17 protein-coding genes are annotated in these 16,844 nt (G+C 55.1%); 4 read left to right on the forward strand and 13 right to left on the reverse strand.

Going from position 1 to position 16,844, the window contains the following annotated elements:
* The first annotated feature begins 1 nt into the window (after window position 1).
* On the forward strand, window positions 2–787 hold the full coding sequence (locus J4G78_RS09865; protein ID WP_207986427.1) for an SDR family NAD(P)-dependent oxidoreductase: 786 nt from the start codon (window positions 2–4) through the stop codon (window positions 785–787).
* Between the two features lie 53 nt (window positions 788–840).
* Here J4G78_RS09865 and J4G78_RS09870 read toward each other — a convergent pair whose 3' ends face one another.
* From J4G78_RS09870 to J4G78_RS09900, 7 genes are all read right to left on the reverse strand, one after another.
* Window positions 841–1,239, reverse strand: coding sequence for an RcnB family protein (locus J4G78_RS09870; protein ID WP_207986428.1), 399 nt, complete (start codon window positions 1,237–1,239; stop codon window positions 841–843).
* Window positions 1,240–1,429: 190 nt separating this feature from the next.
* Entirely contained in the window at window positions 1,430–2,377 is a 948-nt protein-coding gene (locus tag J4G78_RS09875) for a carbon-nitrogen hydrolase family protein (protein WP_243457045.1), read from the reverse strand.
* A 19-nt stretch (window positions 2,378–2,396) separates the two neighbouring features.
* On the reverse strand, window positions 2,397–3,365 hold the full coding sequence (locus J4G78_RS09880; protein WP_243457046.1) for an alpha/beta fold hydrolase: 969 nt from the start codon (window positions 3,363–3,365) through the stop codon (window positions 2,397–2,399).
* Window positions 3,358–3,756, reverse strand: a complete 399-nt coding sequence (locus J4G78_RS09885; protein WP_207986430.1) for a RidA family protein — start codon at window positions 3,754–3,756, stop codon at window positions 3,358–3,360. Before J4G78_RS09885 ends, J4G78_RS09880 begins: the two co-directional genes overlap by 8 nt.
* A 2-nt stretch (window positions 3,757–3,758) precedes the next feature.
* Window positions 3,759–4,517: a crotonase/enoyl-CoA hydratase family protein gene (locus J4G78_RS09890; protein WP_207986431.1), complete on the reverse strand. Its 759-nt coding sequence runs from the start codon at window positions 4,515–4,517 to the stop codon at window positions 3,759–3,761.
* 94 nt (window positions 4,518–4,611) lie between these two features.
* Window positions 4,612–5,736 (reverse strand): acyl-CoA dehydrogenase family protein, encoded by a 1,125-nt coding sequence (locus tag J4G78_RS09895; protein WP_207986432.1) that lies wholly within the window; start codon window positions 5,734–5,736, stop codon window positions 4,612–4,614.
* Between the two features lie 96 nt (window positions 5,737–5,832).
* A complete protein-coding gene (locus J4G78_RS09900) occupies window positions 5,833–7,047 on the reverse strand; it encodes an acyl-CoA dehydrogenase family protein (protein ID WP_207986433.1) in 1,215 nt (404 codons plus the stop codon).
* Window positions 7,048–7,190: 143 nt separating this feature from the next.
* Between J4G78_RS09900 and J4G78_RS09905 the strand changes: the two genes are divergently transcribed.
* The 3 genes from J4G78_RS09905 (at window position 7,191) to J4G78_RS09915 (ending at window position 11,124) form a co-directional block, all read left to right on the forward strand.
* On the forward strand, window positions 7,191–9,407 hold the full coding sequence (locus J4G78_RS09905) for a molybdopterin-containing oxidoreductase family protein (protein ID WP_207986434.1): 2,217 nt from the start codon (window positions 7,191–7,193) through the stop codon (window positions 9,405–9,407).
* A gap of 119 nt (window positions 9,408–9,526) precedes the next feature.
* Window positions 9,527–10,291 carry an SDR family NAD(P)-dependent oxidoreductase gene (locus J4G78_RS09910; RefSeq protein WP_207986435.1) on the forward strand — a complete coding sequence of 255 codons (765 nt, stop codon included), beginning with the start codon at window positions 9,527–9,529 and terminating at the stop codon, window positions 10,289–10,291.
* Between the two features lie 308 nt (window positions 10,292–10,599).
* Window positions 10,600–11,124 (forward strand): YdcF family protein, encoded by a 525-nt coding sequence (locus tag J4G78_RS09915; protein ID WP_207986436.1) that lies wholly within the window; start codon window positions 10,600–10,602, stop codon window positions 11,122–11,124.
* A 66-nt stretch (window positions 11,125–11,190) separates the two neighbouring features.
* Here J4G78_RS09915 and J4G78_RS09920 read toward each other — a convergent pair whose 3' ends face one another.
* The 6 genes from J4G78_RS09920 to J4G78_RS09945 all read right to left on the reverse strand — a co-directional run bounded on the left by J4G78_RS09920 (window position 11,191) and on the right by J4G78_RS09945 (window position 16,759).
* On the reverse strand, window positions 11,191–12,303 hold the full coding sequence (locus J4G78_RS09920; RefSeq protein WP_207986437.1) for a hypothetical protein: 1,113 nt from the start codon (window positions 12,301–12,303) through the stop codon (window positions 11,191–11,193).
* The gene (locus tag J4G78_RS09925; RefSeq protein ID WP_243457314.1) at window positions 12,300–12,563 is read right to left on the reverse strand and encodes a PadR family transcriptional regulator; all 264 of its coding nucleotides are present in this window, start codon (window positions 12,561–12,563) and stop codon (window positions 12,300–12,302) included. Before J4G78_RS09925 ends, J4G78_RS09920 begins: the two co-directional genes overlap by 4 nt.
* 406 nt (window positions 12,564–12,969) lie before the next feature.
* Window positions 12,970–13,437, reverse strand: a complete 468-nt coding sequence (locus tag J4G78_RS09930; RefSeq protein WP_207986439.1) for a TonB family protein — start codon at window positions 13,435–13,437, stop codon at window positions 12,970–12,972.
* 153 nt (window positions 13,438–13,590) lie between these two features.
* Window positions 13,591–14,049, reverse strand: coding sequence for a MaoC family dehydratase (locus J4G78_RS09935; protein WP_207986440.1), 459 nt, complete (start codon window positions 14,047–14,049; stop codon window positions 13,591–13,593).
* Window positions 14,050–14,193: 144 nt separating this feature from the next.
* Complete coding sequence (locus tag J4G78_RS09940) at window positions 14,194–15,108, reverse strand: SDR family NAD(P)-dependent oxidoreductase (protein ID WP_207986441.1); 915 nt, start codon at window positions 15,106–15,108, stop codon at window positions 14,194–14,196.
* Between the two features lie 115 nt (window positions 15,109–15,223).
* The gene (locus J4G78_RS09945) at window positions 15,224–16,759 is read right to left on the reverse strand and encodes a WS/DGAT/MGAT family O-acyltransferase (RefSeq protein WP_207986442.1); all 1,536 of its coding nucleotides are present in this window, start codon (window positions 16,757–16,759) and stop codon (window positions 15,224–15,226) included.
* Window positions 16,760–16,844: the final 85 nt, after the last annotated feature.

The following is a 16,844-nucleotide window of genomic DNA, read 5'->3' on the forward strand; positions in this document are numbered from 1 at the left end:
CGTGGAGCCCTATCAGCAACTGAGCCGCTCCATTGCCGGCAAGAAAGCAATCGTCACCGGGGCAGCCAGCGGCATGGGCCGTGCGACCGCGCATCTGTTCGCCTCGGAAGGTGCGATTGTAGCCGTAACCGATCTCGATCAGGGGCGTTGCGACGCCGTTGTCGAGGAAATCGCGGCAGCCGGTTATAGCGGCTCGGCAGAGGCCTGGTCGCTGGATGTCAGCAATCCTGACATCATCAAGGCGGTGGTTGCCGATATCGCTCAGGCCTTTGATGGTATTGATATTCTGGTCAACAATGCCGGATTCGCGATTCCGGCAGATGTTGCCGAGGAAAGCTACGAAGACAGCTGGGAACCGACTCTGGCGGTCATGCTGGCGGCTCACCAGCGGATGATCCGCGCAGCCCTGCCTCATCTCAAGCAGGCCGAGCATCCCCGGATAGTCAATATCGCGTCAACCGAGGGACTGGGAGCCTCGCCGGGCAACAGCCCTTATGTCGCCGCCAAGCATGGCGTAATTGGTTTGACCAAAGGCCTTGCGGTCGATCTCGGCCGCGAAGGCATCACCGTGAACTGCATCTGCCCCGGCCCGATCCGCACCGGTATTACCGACGCGATATCCGAAGAGCATAAGACCATCTACGCCAAACGCCGGGTAGCGCTGCGCCGCTATGCCATCTCGGAAGAAGTTGCGCACATGACCTTGTCCTGCGTGCTACCCGCCGCCAGTTTCCTGACCGGCGCCGTTATCCCGGTCGATGGCGGCCTAACCATCAAGAACGCATGAAGCCTCCGGGATCGATCCCAGAGGCTTATGCTTGTTTCTGACCGTAGCTGCGATTAACGCGATATAGCATTGCCAATCACAGCTCCGATAATACCACTGGTCACACCGACCAAAATCGCATCATTGCCAGACCGAACCCAGCGATAACCGCGCGGCGCGGTTGCCAAACGATAGGCGCGGGGATTGTTTATCACGCGGTAGTTCACGGCATGGCGACGATCAAAACGCTGGCCTTTGGACCAACGCTGCTTGGTTGGCACATAGGTTGTGCGCACAACTTTCTTGGCCTTATTTCCTTTGTCCGTCGTCTTCTTGGTAACGACCCGCTTTCCGTCTTTAACCGTCACTGTCTTCTTGACTGTCTTATGGGTCGCGGCCTCAACCTGTGCGGTTACCATCGGCGATATGACCATTGTTGATGCAGCCAATATCATCAGAATCTTTTTCATCATAAACTCCTCTTCTACGCGGCGCCAACTGCGGCGTCGGAAACAGTTATGGCGAAAAACCGTCGCAGAGATTTGTCGGATTTGGAGTTTATTGTATCAAATTGTCGCGAGGAGACCGCGTTGTTCATCTGGCAATAAGCTTCGCCGACGTTTTGTAGTTGCGACCGACAAAGATCACGTTTGACAGCAAAGATCAATCTTTCCGGACATTGCGCTGACGCTCTACACTAACGCTCAACTCAAACACATCCGGCCGCGCATAATGACCGGCTACATCCATATCGAACTTGCCGCGCGTCCGGTCGTCCAAATCGATTTCAGCGGTTAGCAAAGTCTCTTCGCCGAATACCGGCCCAGCGACCACTTCGCCCGAAGGCGCGATAATGCAGCTGCCTCCATTGATCAGAACCGTATCAGGGTCATTGCCCTGGACCGCATCAAATTGCTCTGCGCCTAAACCGATCAGCGCGCGTTCCAGATATTGGCAGGCAGACAGGACAAAGGAACGGCCTTCCAGTGCGATGGTTTGCATCGTCGGGACCCATACCGGCCGGTCATCTACGGTCGACACACAATAGAAATCAGGCTGCGCGTCATAATAATAGCTCCGCAGCAGCGGCATGTAGTTTTCCCAGCAGATCGCGCTCACCAATCGCCCGGCGCTGCTGTCCATTACCGGCAGGTCGCTGCCGTCACCCTGTCCCCAGATCAGCCGCTCCATCGCAGTCGGAACCAGCTTGCGGTGGACGCCAAGCAGTGAGCCGTCACGTTCAAAGCCGAAGGTCGAGCAATAGAGAGTCGCGCCTTTGCGCTCGATGACTCCGACGACCACGGCTATATCATTGGCGGCGACCGCTTCGCTCAGCGCTTCAAATTCGGGCGAACCCAGTTCGACTGCATTGTCCGAATAGAGCCGGAACAATTCCCGCCCGGCATCGTTGCGCGATCCTACCCGAACGCCAAAATCTACCCCCTTGGGATAACCACCAACAAAAGCTTCGGGAAATACAGCCAGATCACTTTTGGCTGCTTTGGCTTCCGACAAAAGTTCTGCAAATTTACCGAGCGTCGCCGGCATATTAAAGGGATCGGATCCGGCCTGAACCACCGAGACGATACGACCTGTGGATGTGCTGCTCACGATTTGACCTCTTTCTGGTTTATGGAACGTCCCACAAAGCCAGAACAGAGCGCAGCGCCGCCACAAATGCAAGCGGCTGATCGAGCATCAGATGATGTTCCGCCTTGGGCACCGCAATCATCGGGATATGATCGCCGCCCAGTTCCCGCAGATAGGCAGCGCTGTCGGCGTCAAATAACCGGCTATTCTCACCATAGATAATGGCCAGCCGATGGGGCAGGTCGACAATCCGCTGAGGTGCCTGCCTCCATTTTTCCTGATCATTTTCACTGCGGTGAAAAACTTTGGGATTGAATTTCCAGGTCCAACCGCCTTCGACCTGTCGCATGCTGTGATAAGCCATATAGTCGAGCAGAAACGGTGTCTGCACATCCTGCGGCGGAGCAAGAATAAAGCGCCCACGCGCCGTCTCATAATCAGGATAGACATTGGTCGGCCGGTCTGTCTTTCCGGAGCCAGGAGGACCGCCGCCGCCTTTGAAATGGGCAGCGAGCTTTTCCGGCCGCATGATCATGAGGTCGCAGATTATCAGGCCACCAAACCTGTCTCCCGCCAATTCCATAGCGGTCAGAGCGACGCCCGACCCAAAGCTGTGGGCAATGATCTTTGGTTTCACTGGACCGGAAAAAAGGTCGAGCGCCTCGGCCAGTGCGACCATGTCTTCGGCGCGCTGGGTTCCCTCAAATACCGTTCCGATCTCGCTTTCGCCCATGCCGGCCAGATCATAGACGATAATGTCATAATCCTCGGCGAGAAAGGGCGCGATAAATGCAAAGCAGCGTGCATGGGCCAGAAAGCCATGCGTTAACAGCAGCGGCGGATTACCGCGTTTGCCCCAGCGGAAATAATGGACCTTCTGCCCACCCACCTCGACAAAGGCTTCCTCACGCGGAACGTCGAGCGCTTCGGTGAACCAGGACGGCAGGTCATGCTCGCCAGCCCAGAGATCGACAATATCTGTGCTGGCCGCCGGAACAGAATCAGACAACCGCAATGGCCTCTATTTCAATCATCAGATCAGGCGAAGCCAGCGCCGCACAGCCGATCAGGGTGAACGCGACTTGATTTCCGCCAAGAAACGCCAGTATCTCGGGGAAAGCTTCCGCACCCTTTTCTTCGGTATAATCGACAATGAACGCCCGCGCAGACACAATATTTTCCGGTCCTGCGCCAGCCGATGCCAAGGCCTTGCCGAGATTGCTACTCGCCATCTTCGCCTGTTCGGCCAGATTGTCGGGGGCCGGATCACCGCCGGGTGTCCAGGCCACCTGGCCGGAGATGAAAACCATCTTCCCGGGCGTACAAGTCGTGACCTGCGCATAGCCCATCGCGCCGGCATCCGGCAACGTGTCGGGGTTTATCCGCTGGATATCAGACATGATTATTCACCTTTCCAATCGGGTTTGCGTTTCTGTGCGAAGGCAAGCGACCCTTCCTGTGCATCCTTGGACATGAAAACAGGTCCGGTAATTTCGGCCTGCTTTTTCCAGGCTTCTTCGCTTGTCCAGTCATAGCTTTCGTTGATGATTTTCTTGGTTGCTTTCAATGCCAGCGGGCCATTGGCCGCGACTGTCGCGGCCAGTTCGATGGCCGCATCCAGCGCCGGACCATCGGTCAAGCGATTGACAAAGCCGACATCATAGGCGCGCTGGGCATCCATGAAATCGCCCGTCAGTGCCATTTCCATGGCGATGCGTTTACCGACAACCTGCTGTAGCTTGATCACGCCCCCCGCTGCCGCGACGAGCGAGCGTTTCACTTCTGGAATACCGAATTTCGCTTTGCTATTTGCTACACAAAGGTCACAGGCCAACGCCAGTTCCAGACCACCGGCCAAAGCATAGCCTTCCACCGCTGCGATAATCGGTTTCTCGGGGCCCTTCTCGGTAATGCCGCCAAAGCCATAGCCTTTCACAGCCGGTGTTTCCCCGCGCAGAAAGCCTTTCAGGTCCATGCCGGAACAGAATGTTCCGCCGGCGCCGGTGATAATCCCGGCGTTGAGGCTGTTATCATTATCGAGTTGCTCCATCGCCGCACGAATGCCTTCTGCCGCTGCCTTGGTCATCGCGTTTTTGGCTTCTGGCCGATTGATGGTGACGATGATGAAACCGTCCTGAATATCTGTGAGCACTTCTGACATTTTCTTCTCCTCTTGTGTATTCCCGCGAAGGCGGGAATCTATCTCCACTACCAATGGCCAGAGGCTCCCGCCTGCGCGGGAGCACAATCACCCTTTAATCGAACAACAGACCCGCCAGTTTCGACCGCTGATATGGGGCGTCACCGATCAGCGCGCCACTCATAATGGCTTTGCGGCGATGCAACTGGGCGTCGCAATCATGCGTGAAGCCAAAGCCGCCATGAAACTGGATCGACCGATCAGCGGCCTGGCTATAGCTGTCATGCGCCTGGGCCGCCGCCATCCGCACCGCAACCTCGCCGCGACCCTGCTCACCCCAACTGAAAGCGGCGCTATATAGATGCGTCCGCGCTTTTTCATATTCGACATAATTGTTGACCGTCGGATGCTTCAGCGCCTGATAACTGCCGATGATCTTGTCGAACTGCTTACGGGTCTTGAGATATTCCAGCGTGTAATCGATAACCGCCTGCGCGCCCCCCGTCATCTCGGCCGCGTGAATGAGCCCGGCTGCGAGTTCGACCTTCTCGATTATTTCGCGGCCACGGTCCGCGTCCAGTAGTGCGCTATCTGGCACAGAAACACCGTCCAAATTCAGTTCGTAGCTGCGTGCGGTCTCATCGATAATCTCTTCCCGCCGTAGCGCACCTTCGGGCAGCGCCGACCGTTCAATCAGGGCGAAACGCAGACGATCATCGATCATGACGGACGCGATGATAAGCTCCGCACTGTCGGCCCACAATACCAGTTGTTTCTTGCCAGCCAGAGCGATGCTATCGCCGCTGTGCGTCCCAGCGCAGTCGACATGGGCGAGATCCCAGTCACCATGATCCTCGCGCAAGGCCAGCGTAGCCGCCATGCCCTCGGAAATTTTGGGCAGCCAGGCTGCCTGCTGCGCTTCGGTTCCGCCCGCGAGCAGCGCCTGCGCCGCCAGCGTCGTCATGCCAAAAGGCGTGCTCATCAGATTACGGCCCATTTGTTCTGCAATCGGAACGACTTCCGCCATCGACAGACCCACACCGCCATGCGCTTCGGGTATCGCGATGGCGAGCCAGCCAAGCTCACCGACTTCCCGCCAAATCTCGGGATCATAGCCAAGATCATCATCAATTAGCGCCCGCACTTTTTCTACCGGTGACTTGTCGCGGCAGAAGTTGGTCGCGACATCCATCAATTCAATTTGCTCTTCGGTCGTGCCGATATTGCCCAGATTATCCATTTTTTCCTCTCATCCGCTCACCCTGAACCTGTCGAAGGGTCTTTGCCACCATGCTTCGACAAGCTCAGCATGAGCGCGGTTTTTTGTGATCCCAATCTATCGTGTCTTCGGTAAACCAAGCGCATGCTCGGCGACAATGTTGCGCTGGATCTCGGATGTGCCGCCACCAATGGTCGCGGAGAAACTGTTGAGATAGCTGCGATGCCAATATCCGTCATCCACGGCATTCTCATCGCCAACATAGTAGCCCGCCTTGGTCCCCTGAAAGCCGAGCGAGAATTCCGTCAGCTCGCGGATTAGCTCGGTCCGCGCCAGCTTGTTCATCAGCGGCAGGCCCATCGGCTTGTCCTGCATGAGCTGCGGCATCCGGCGGCGGGTATTGTTGAGATTAAGCGCCTGAATATCGATCATATATTGCGTCATCTTGTCGCGCATCACCGGATCGTCGAGCAGGGGCTTGCCATTGCGCATCGAGTTTTTCGCCAGCTCGACAATCTGCATGACATCCAGCTCCTTGACAAAATAGCCGCCGACCGGTTTGACCTTCGCGCCGCGTTCATATTCCAGCGTCTTCATCGCCATCGACCAGCCATTGCCCTCACCGCCAAACAGGCAGTCAGCCGAAATACGTGCATCGGTAAAGAAGGTCTGCACAAAACCATATTCGCCGGTCAGCTTCTTAATCCGGCTGGTGCTGATCCCGTCAATCTTCATCGGATTGAGGAAGAAGCTGAGGCCCTTATATTTATTCTCTGCCTCGAAATCGGTGCGCGCGAGCAGGATCATATATTTCGCCCGGTCGCCTAGGGATGTCCAGATTTTCGATCCGTTGAGGACATATTCATCGCCCTCTTTGACCGCTTTCAACTGGGCATTTCCAAGGTCACTGCCATGTTCCGGCTCGGAAAATCCCTGGCACCAGATATCCTCGGCATTGAGCATGCCCTTGATATAGGTCTGCTTCTGCTCCTCCGATCCCAGATCGAGGATCAGCGGCCCGGCCCAGCCATTGCCAATCGCATTGAGCATGATCGGCGCGTCATATTTTTTCATCGCCCGGGTCGCCGCGCGCTGGAAATCAGTATGCAGCCCGCCGCCGCCATATTCTTTCGGCCAACTGGCACCAAGATAGCCAGCCTCATAAACCTTGCGCTGCCACTCGCGCAGGAAATCAAACTGTTCGTCCGTTGACACCTCCATGAAGGTGAGCGGCAACATGAAACCGGGATCACGAACCGTGTTCTCTTTGAACCACGCATCGGCGGCTTCGCTATATTCCTTTAATTCGGCTGCATCGGGCTTGTCGGCCATGGGGCTGTGCTCCTGAGATCATCTTATCAATAGGGTCAGTGGCAGCACCCGCTGCCTTGCCCTAATTTGGGAATCAATTGCTATTAATTGAACGATTAAATTTGAAAAAGCAATGGTCTGAAATATCAGTCAGGAGAGCGACAATGGCAAGTGAACAGAAACATGTGATGTGCCGGGCCTGTCACGCCCATTGCGGCCTGATTGTCGATTTCGAAGATGGCGTTCCAGTCAAAACCCATGGCGACAAGAATAACCCTGAATTTGAAGGTTATAGCTGTATCAAGGGTCGGCAGCTCGTCAATTATCACAGTTTCGATACGCGTCTGTTGACCAGCTACAAAGGCATGAAGCACGGCCAAAAGGAAGCCGTCAGCTGGCGGGCCGCTGCGAAAGAGATTGCAGACCGGATCGAAGCGATTGTCACCGAACATGGCCCCGACAGCGTGGCATCCTATGTCGGTACCTTTGGCTATAACAACCTGAACGGACATGCTTTCATATTGGCACTGATGGATGCGATCGGTTCTACCTCTGTCTATGACAGCGTCACGATTGACCAACCAGGCAAGGGCATTGCTCGGGCGCTGGTTGGTCCGTGGCTGGCCGGTGCGCCGCGGGTTGGCGACTGGGATGGCTTGATGCTGGTTGGTACCAATCCAATCGTATCGATGAACGGCGGGCTTGGCATGAACCCGGCGAAGAAACTCCATGACGCCAAGAAGCGCGGGATGCAGCTGATCGTTATCGATCCACGCAAGACCGACAGCGCGCGTCAGGCCGACCTGCACCTGCAATGCCGCCCCGGCGAAGACCCGATCATCCTCGGCGCGATTGCCAAAGTGGTGATCGAAGAAGGCCTTTACGACAAAGATTTCGTCGCCAATGACGTCGATGGTTTCGAAGCCCTCAAAAAAGCCACTGCGCCTTTCGACCCCGCACTGGCCGCCCAGCGCGCTGACGTGACGGCCGAGGAAATCGTACAGGCCGCGCGCATGTATGGCAGCTGGAAAAAGGGCAGCATCAGCGTCGGCACTGGCCCCAATATGGCGGGCGGCGGCAATATTACCGAATATCTCAACCTGTCGCTGACATCGATCATGGGCCACTGGCTGCGCGAGGGCGATATCAACCGGCGCAGCGGTGTCTTTATGAAACCCGCTCCACCGGTTGCCGCCTCGCCCGGGCCGATGGATGCTTGGGGCTTTGGGCGCAAATTGCATAGCCGTGATCTCGAGCAGAGCATTTCAGGCATGCCGACCGCGGCGCTGCCGGATGAAATCCTCACGCCGGGCGACAAACAGGTGAAGGCACTCATCTGCCTCGGCGGCAATCCGATGCTCGCCTGGCCGGATCAGCTCAAGACATTTGAGGCGATGAAGGCGCTCGACCTACTCGTCTGCCTCGATCCGCGGATGTCGAAGACAGCGGAACTGGCGGATTATGTGATTGCGCCGAAACTGCACTATGAAGTGCACGGCAATACTGCGGCCCCCGAACTCTATGGCGGCTTTGGCGCTGGCTGGGGTTTTGAGAATAACTATGCACAGGCCAGCCCGCCGATCATGGATGTGCCGGAAGAGTCCGATCTGTGCGAGGAATATGAATTTCTCCACACGCTCGCCAGCGAAATGGACAAGCCGCTCACAATCAAGTCATGGGCTTTGGTGTCGCATCCTGATGAGCGGGAGGAAAAAGCCACGACCTTCGCGCCAGGCGAAACACCCGACCCGATTACCGCTTGGAGTGCCGCGCTCAACGGCTCTCCCGTTCCGGTTGCCGATGTCTATGCCGACCCCGAAGCCCAGAAGGGCAAGATTATCGACGCGCAGGCGCTGATGGTGCAGCCCAAGCCTGCGGATTGGGAAGGCAAGCTGTCGGTTGGCAACGCGGCGATGATGGAAGAACTGGCCGGCTATGCCGAACGGCTTGGCCAGCCGGTCGAAGAAACCGCTTTCCCGATGCGGATGATCGGACGGCGGATGACCGAAATCCACAACAGCAACTGGCATGAAGATCCGGTGCAGCGCAAACGCGTGCCGCACCATCCCGCTTTCATGAATCCGGAAGATATGGACGCGCTCGGCCTGAGCGAAGATCAACCCATTGAAGTGGAATCCGCACGGGCCTTTATCAGCTGCGTGGCCAAGGCGGACAAGACGGTGAAGCCGGGCTGTGTGTCGCTTCCCCATAGCTGGGGCACCAATCCGGACGAGAAGGAAGACCCCATGGGCGCTGGCGGCAATACCGGCAGATTGTCTTTCAACGACCGCGACTTTGACAGGCGCACCGGTATTCCGTTGATGAGCAGCATTCCGATCCGCGTAAGGGCGAAACAAGAGGCGCTCGAAGCCGCGGAGTAATCTCTCGGGATCATCCAGAGGAGTTCGTCATCCCAGCGCAAGCTGGGATCTCTTCGAGGGTGGTGCCTTGTCTTGAGGAAATCCCAGCTTGCGCTGGGATGACGCATAAAGGAACAGACATGACCAATCCCCTTTTCGATCTTACCGGCGAAGTGGCCGTCATCACCGGCGCGGGACGCGGCATTGGCGAAGGTATGGCCAAGACGCTAGCCGATGCCGGTTGCCATGTGGTGTGCGCCTCGCGCAGCATTGCCGAAATCCAGTCGGTCGCTGACGAGATCAACGCCAGCAATGTAGGCGGCCGCGCCATTGCGCAGGTCACCGATGTCACCAGCCGCGAGGATATGGATGCACTCGCCCAGCGCGCGGTCGATGAATTTGGCCGGCTCGACATCTGGGTCAATAATGCTGGCGGCTCACTGGTCTCCGCGCCGCTGACCGAGCTCGATGAAGCCGAATGGGACAAGACCATGGCGGTCAACCTGACGTCCGTCTTTCACGGCGTGCGCGCCGCCTGCAAGCATTTCGGCGAAGGCAGCCGGATCGTTAACACCAGCTCCATGGCCGGCCAGGATCCCTTTCCCGGCAGCGGCCATTATAGCGCAGCCAAGGCCGGCGTGCTGATGCTGACCAAAACGCTGGCCCATGAACTGGGGCCCAAAACCCGCGTCAACGCGATCCTGCCCGGCTTTGTCCCGACCGAAACAGTCAAGAAAGCGCTGAGCATGACGGACGAGGATTTTATCGGCTTCGAAGACACGCTGGGCCTGCCCGCCGGACGACTGGGCACGCCGCAGGATATCGGCGCGCTGACGCTTTATCTATGTGCGCCCGCATCGGAATGGGTGACGGGGCAATGTATCCGGATTGCGGGAACGCCTTGAACGGTTACGCACCCCTCAAAGCGGAAGTCAGCGTGGTGTGAAATGTTTACACCCAAGGCTGGTTTTTATGCATCATACTGACGACTAAAAACCGTGCAATATCAATCCGCTAATAGTAGAACTGGCTTCAGTGAGTGTGACCTTTCAAAATGGTGCCGACCAAGTTGCAACGCCATCGCATATTCCTCAATGTCAAAGAGCCGGATTGAATATAACCCATAAGAGGGGTTGTAGGAAAGCGATGAGGCGACCGCTTTATCTCCAAAGTGGACATTGCAAGTTGACTGCCTCACGTTACATTGATCGGAATGGCCAGATCGGTTTTTATCCTTGGTTCGCCAAATGCTGGAGATGGGACTTTGTCTCTCATATCCCTCAGTCGCATCACGAGAGCTATTAAAGAACAACAGGAAGTCTCCGACATTGTGTTGCTCGCAACAGGTGGTTTTGGCGCTCATTTCAACAAGACCAAAACTCCTCATCGTGAACTTGTTTATCGCCAACTAGAAGCGTTTGGTGCAGTTATTGATCGAGCAAATCCTAATGACCTCCTGAGCTCAAATACTGTTGAAGATATGACTCTAATCGCTGAATTCGCCGAATTGCGAGGCATATCTTCGTACGATATTGTAACATCGAACTTTCATGCTGCTCGTTGTCGTTTCATCTTGAAGTGCTTTGCTCACAGCCACTTGGTTAATGTCCTCACTGCAGACGATCCCAACGATCTAGATATCGAAATCGTTCAACACGAGGACAATGCGCTTACCCAACTAAAGTCTCAGGGCGGCGTATTTTTAGAAGGTATATTGCATCCTTATTCAGAGATGTGACACCTTCGACAATCGCAGGCCATCACGGCATGTCCGCTTTGTGATGAAAACCGACACCAGAAAGACTCAGATGGCAAATGAAGGCGTTTGGGTTCGAAGCAGTGAAGCATTTTCCTGAGTTTCGGATATATTATTGCAGTCGCTATCATCGACTAAACGGGCTTGTTTGATCGGTTGCACCAATATCAGACTCAAGAAATATCCGATAATCGCGCTAGCGCCATATCCAACAATTGGTGTGGGATATGCACCCATTGCCGCAGCCGCAATCAGGACAAACCAGCAAACCGCGAACGTGTAGTGGACCACAGTTCGCTCGTTTTTTGGAACAAATAGCACTGGGCAAACCAATGCTATGCAACCAATCCAGAGTAATAGCCCGATCATGATGTTGATATCAAAGGCTGTCCAAAGAATATGATCTACAAATGGTACCGCCGGCAAACGGTCCGGCAGAAACAATGTTGCTGCGAACGCGATCGCACAGAAAAGAACCGCGCTGAAAGTCCATTTACCTGGTCGCATCCAACAGACAATAGCAACTGCCACAAACAGCATCGCTGCCATCGCGCGATCAGGTTGAAGGGCCATTGCGGAACCAGCTAAAAGGACCGCCAATGTGGTCCAGAAATTTTGAATTCTCGCAAAGCTAAGTGCGATCAGTGGCAGAAGAATGAGGCTGGTTTGAACGAAAAAAGGCCCCACCAATAGCCACCGTCTTGCGTCTGCGATGGCGGTGCCAAACATAGCGGTGCCAAACAGACCTAAGGACCCCATTACCGCGATCACGGTGACAAAATTGCTTGTCATGCGTACAGACAGTTTCACAGCAATGGTCAACAAAATGCCAATGAACATCGCTGCTCCGTTGACGATTATCATTGTCAACGGAGCGCCGGAGACAAAAAGATAAGTCAATCCGATCAGGCACGCTATCGAGCCTGCGAAGAATGTCGAAAAAGTGAACCTATCTTTCATAATATCACTCCATGTTTTTTCCGGTGAGATTTTCAATTCCAAATGAAAGCGACAGCAGGCAATCAGACATCCCAACGCGAAAATTGCGGCTTCCCTGTCCTTGTCAAAGCATGAAATTTCAGCGCGCATGGCCTGCGCCCATTTTTTGCGATGATCGGGCGTCAGATGATCGATCAGGCGCATGATGCGGTCGCGCATCATAGGGATTCCGGTTTCAGCTGCGGCGCGAATGTTGAATCGTTTTCGTCAATCAGACTCTTCGCCAAGATACGGCCCGCCGCCGACAGACTATAAATATGACGCGGAGGCCGGCCCTCGACGCCTGATTCCTGCCAATGAGAAACAAGGATGCCACGGTCTTCCAGCCTAGCCAGCATAGGATAAAGCGTACCGGGCTTTATTCCGGCCATTTGCATAATCTCATAGCCATACAGCCCCTGAGGAGCATCAAGTAAGGACATTAAAGCCAATCTGGCGGCCTTTGAAGGTTTCCTCGTTTTTCGCATATTTGCTTATATCGATATATATCGAGTTAATGTCAATATATTGTGATGGGATAGATGGAAAAACCCAATCCAAGGTGTTTGCTCCAACATTGCAGCGTCCACTTTTGCGCCCTTAGCGGACTCTCGCTATGATTGTTGCGAAGCCTATAACTTGATGTCTAGTTGATGATAGGATGAACTGTTGGAATGGCCGCTTCATTTTTCGATCAATAAAGATGCAGCAGCGTGATTGTTACCAGATTTGAATCTAGTCTTCCAATATAGATATGTCTTTGGTTACGGTCAGAGTATAAACGATTTTCTTGCGATCCGCCTGGTGCGCATGCCCTTCCGGCCAGGCGAATATCTTCTTGGTCCTTTTTCAAACCTCTTCTTCTACTTCCGCATTGTCAAACTGCTCCAACTTGCAGGATGATATTGCGCCACTCTTTTCTTGGACCATAACAACGCGGGTGGAATGTTCGCTGTGAAACGGAAAGGATATTGTCTCAGGTAGTGTCCACTGCACCGCACTGGCCCATTTTCCTTCAGCTGGTTCTCCATTTTCATTCAATGCTGGCCGAAATCGACCGTTCATGCTCATTGACCGGCAGGTTTGGAGATCAAGCGAAGATGAGCCACTCGATCCCGTAACCACACATGATTTTACTCTACCGTTTGTTCCAATAGTCAACAGGAACTCAGTTCTGCCTTCTATGCCAAGGTTTCTAGCGTCTGCAGGATATTCGTTTGAATTTACCCAGGTTCCAGGGTTAGTCGCCGGTTCCGCAAATTTTGAACTTCCGACAGTCTGTGAAACCATTGCGATTGCAGTAATGAACGTAAACATCACGAATAAATTCTCCCGAGGAACTCATGGTCAAATACCGAGAATCTGAGAATTTGTCGATCAAATCCCGCACATCAAAATTGTACTTCTGGTAAAGCCAAAAGGCCCCGGAAACCAATCCGGGGCCCTTCATAAATTCGCTATAGCTTTAGCCTACCCCACCACAATCATCGCCAGCGACCGCGCGATTAGCGCAGGGGTTTCGACGCCGTCAATTTCCACCGTGACATCATAGGTCATCAGCCAGCGGCCCGGCTGTTTTTCCACTGCATCCACCAGCACATGGCGCGCGCGGACTTTTGATCCGGCGCGGACGGGGTTGAGGAAGCGGACCTTGTCATAGCCATAGTTGATGCCCATCACCGCGCCTTCGAGGCCCAGGGTCACGCCATAGGACATGGCCGGCATCAACGAGAGCGTCAGCAATCCGTGGGCGATGGTGCCGCCAAAGGGTGTGTTCTTGGCTTTTTCCTCGTCGACATGGATGAACTGGTGATCTTCGGTGCAATCGGCAAATTTGTTGATCCGGTCCTGACTGGCTTCAAACCATTCGGACACGCCGACTTCCTTGCCTTTCCAAGATTCCAGTTCTTCGGCTTTGATTATTGGCATGTTCTTTCTCCTCAATTTGGTTTTCTGACCTTTCCAGGCCGCTCTAGTCTCCCACCGCGCTTATGCTGAGCTTGTCGAAGCATAGTGGCAAACACCCTTCGACAGGCTCAGGGTGAGCGCGCGGGATGGCCCGGGAACAACCCCTCAGCCCTTCATGACTTCCTGCATCCGGCGGAAGAATTTGCCGCCCTGTCCGCCGCCACTGGCATATTCCTGCATCCCGGTTTCGTCGAGAATCTGATCGATATTTGCGGCAATGGCTTCGGCATTGCGATCGGCTTCCGGCAGCCAGATACCCTCTGTCTCAAGGATTTTTGCGGCTGCGAAACCGCCCGCTCCCGCCGTCAAAATCGTCTTCGATGGCGCGCCGTCGCTGCACAGATAGACCACGGCAGGCGTCACCGCTTCGGGAACCAGCAATTTCAAGGCTTCTTCCGGCATGATGTCTTCGGTCATGCGGGTGGCCGCGACCGGAGAGATACAGTTGGTGTGAATGCCTTTGCCCGCGCCTTCCTGATGCAGGCTGTTCATGATGCCAACCAGCGCCAGTTTCGCGGCGCCATAGTTGACCTGACCGAAATTGCCGTAGAGGCCCGTGGAGGACGTCGTCATCACGATCCGGCCATATTGGCGTTCGCGCATATGGTCCCACACCGCCTTGGTGCAATTGGCGCTACCGGTCAGGTGGACGTCCATGACAAACTGGAAATCTTCCATGCCCATTTTGTGGAAGCTCTTGTCGCGCAGCACGCCGGCATTGTTGACGAGAATATCGACATGGCCCCATTTCGCGATCGCATCAGCGACCATTTTTTCAACCGCTGGCATATCGGTGACGCTGCACCCGGCGGCCATCGCTTCGCCGCCTTCGGCTTCGATCTCTGCAACAACCTGCTCGGCCACGGTTGCGGAACCGCCAGTGCCATCACGCGCACCGCCGAAATCGTTGACGACCACCTTTACGCCGCGCCGCGCGAGTTCCATCGCATGCTGCTTGCCGAGCCCGGCACCGGCGCCGGTGACAATGGCTACGCGATCATTAAATTCTACTGTGCTCATGGGGTTTTCGCCTCTCGCTTTTCATAGGGATGAATATATTGCGCCGACGGATGCGCAATCAATCCAGATGAGTCAAGCCAAGGCGTGTGGATTCACTGGCCGATTCACCGCCCGATTATTTGGTGGCTTTCTTGCGACCCCTGCCTGCCGTAGCGGCAGGTTTGGTTATGCGCTTTTTTGGTTTTTTTGCCGCAGTCTTTCTCGGCCGCGGTTTTTTGCTCGCAGCCGTCTTTGCTTTTTTCGCCGCCGCCATAAGCGCCTTGAAGCTTTTCTCCGCCATCGCAACATAAGTGGCCGGATCAGGCAGCATTTCCCGATCTGCCGTAATCGTCAGCATCACATCACCGTGATAGCTGGTGACCGTGTGGAAAACGCCCATGCCATCGGTTGGCAATCCCATCCCGAAGGACCGTTTGAGCTCGGAACCGGCAAAATACATCGCAATCGGCGGGCCGGGCACATTGGTCACAACCGTGTTAATCTGCGGCAATGTGGTCTGCCCCAGCCCCATCCGCGAGGCCAGTTTGGTTGCGGCGGCGGTCAAACCGGCAGGCATGGCGCCGCTCAGTTCCATCAGGGCTTTGGCCCCAACCGCTTCGTTCATTTCCTTGGACCGGCTGGTCTCTTTGGCGACAAATTCCAGACGCTTGGCCGGGTCGGCAATATGGGTGCCCAATCCCACCTGCATCATCGATACCTGATTACCGCCCGCCGCATCGCCATTGCTGTCGCGCAGCGATACCGGCGCACCGGCTTTCAAGGTGACTTCCGGCAATTCTCCCTTGCTATCGAGATAAGAGCGCATCGTCCCGCCAACCACGGTCAGCATGACATCATTCACCGTTGTCCCCGGAAAAGCCGTCCGGATAGTCTTGATATCGCCCAGCGTAAACGCGGTCGCATCATAGACCCGGTGCGGTGACATCTTTTTGTTCAATCGGGTTTTGGGCACCGCAGTGGCCGCTCCCTCTTGCTGTTTATTCTCACGGGCAAAATCAAATATTTGCTTCGGTACCGGCAACAGTTTGCTCAGCGTTTTCAGTCCCCGTACCGGATTGGCGATATTATTGACCTGCGCCTTCGCCAAAAGGGTCAAGTCATTCGGCGGTGTTTCGGGTTTCCATTTGGTATCCCATTGGCGCGGCGTCATTTTCGCATCAGCATCATGAAGCGCCAATGTCATTTGCAATCCCGATTGCCCGTCCATCGCCGCGTGATGGAATTTGTGCAGGACGGCAAAGCTGCCCTTTGGCACGTCCTTCACATTGTCGAGCCCTTCAATCACCGTGAATTCCCAAAGCGGGCGGTTCATGTCCAAAGGCCGCGCATAAATTCGTGCCGCCTGAATACACAGCTGCCGCCAGTCGCCCGGTTGCGGCAAGGCGATATGACGGACATGATATTCGAGATCGAAATTCTCGTCCTCAATCCAATAGGGATGGTCAAGGTCCAGCGGCACGCGGAGCAGTTTCTGACGGAAAATCCGTGCGCCGTCCAAGCGGCCTTCAATATAGTGCAAAATATCTTTGAACCCGACCTTGCCGCCGGGAGCGGTTGACGGATCATAGATCAGCAACTGGCCAATATGCATCGGCGTGTTGCGTGTTTCCGTATAGGCAAACATCGCATCGAGCGCGCCCAGCTGTTCCATGATTATCCCCTCGTGATTCTTGTTGGCACGACCTTAAGTCAGAATGATTAAAGAAGCGAATCGGTTAAGCAAACAGCGCCAGGCA

The sequence above is a fragment of the Parasphingorhabdus cellanae genome (assembly GCF_017498565.1).
Classification (GTDB): Bacteria; Pseudomonadota; Alphaproteobacteria; order Sphingomonadales; family Sphingomonadaceae; genus Parasphingorhabdus; species Parasphingorhabdus cellanae.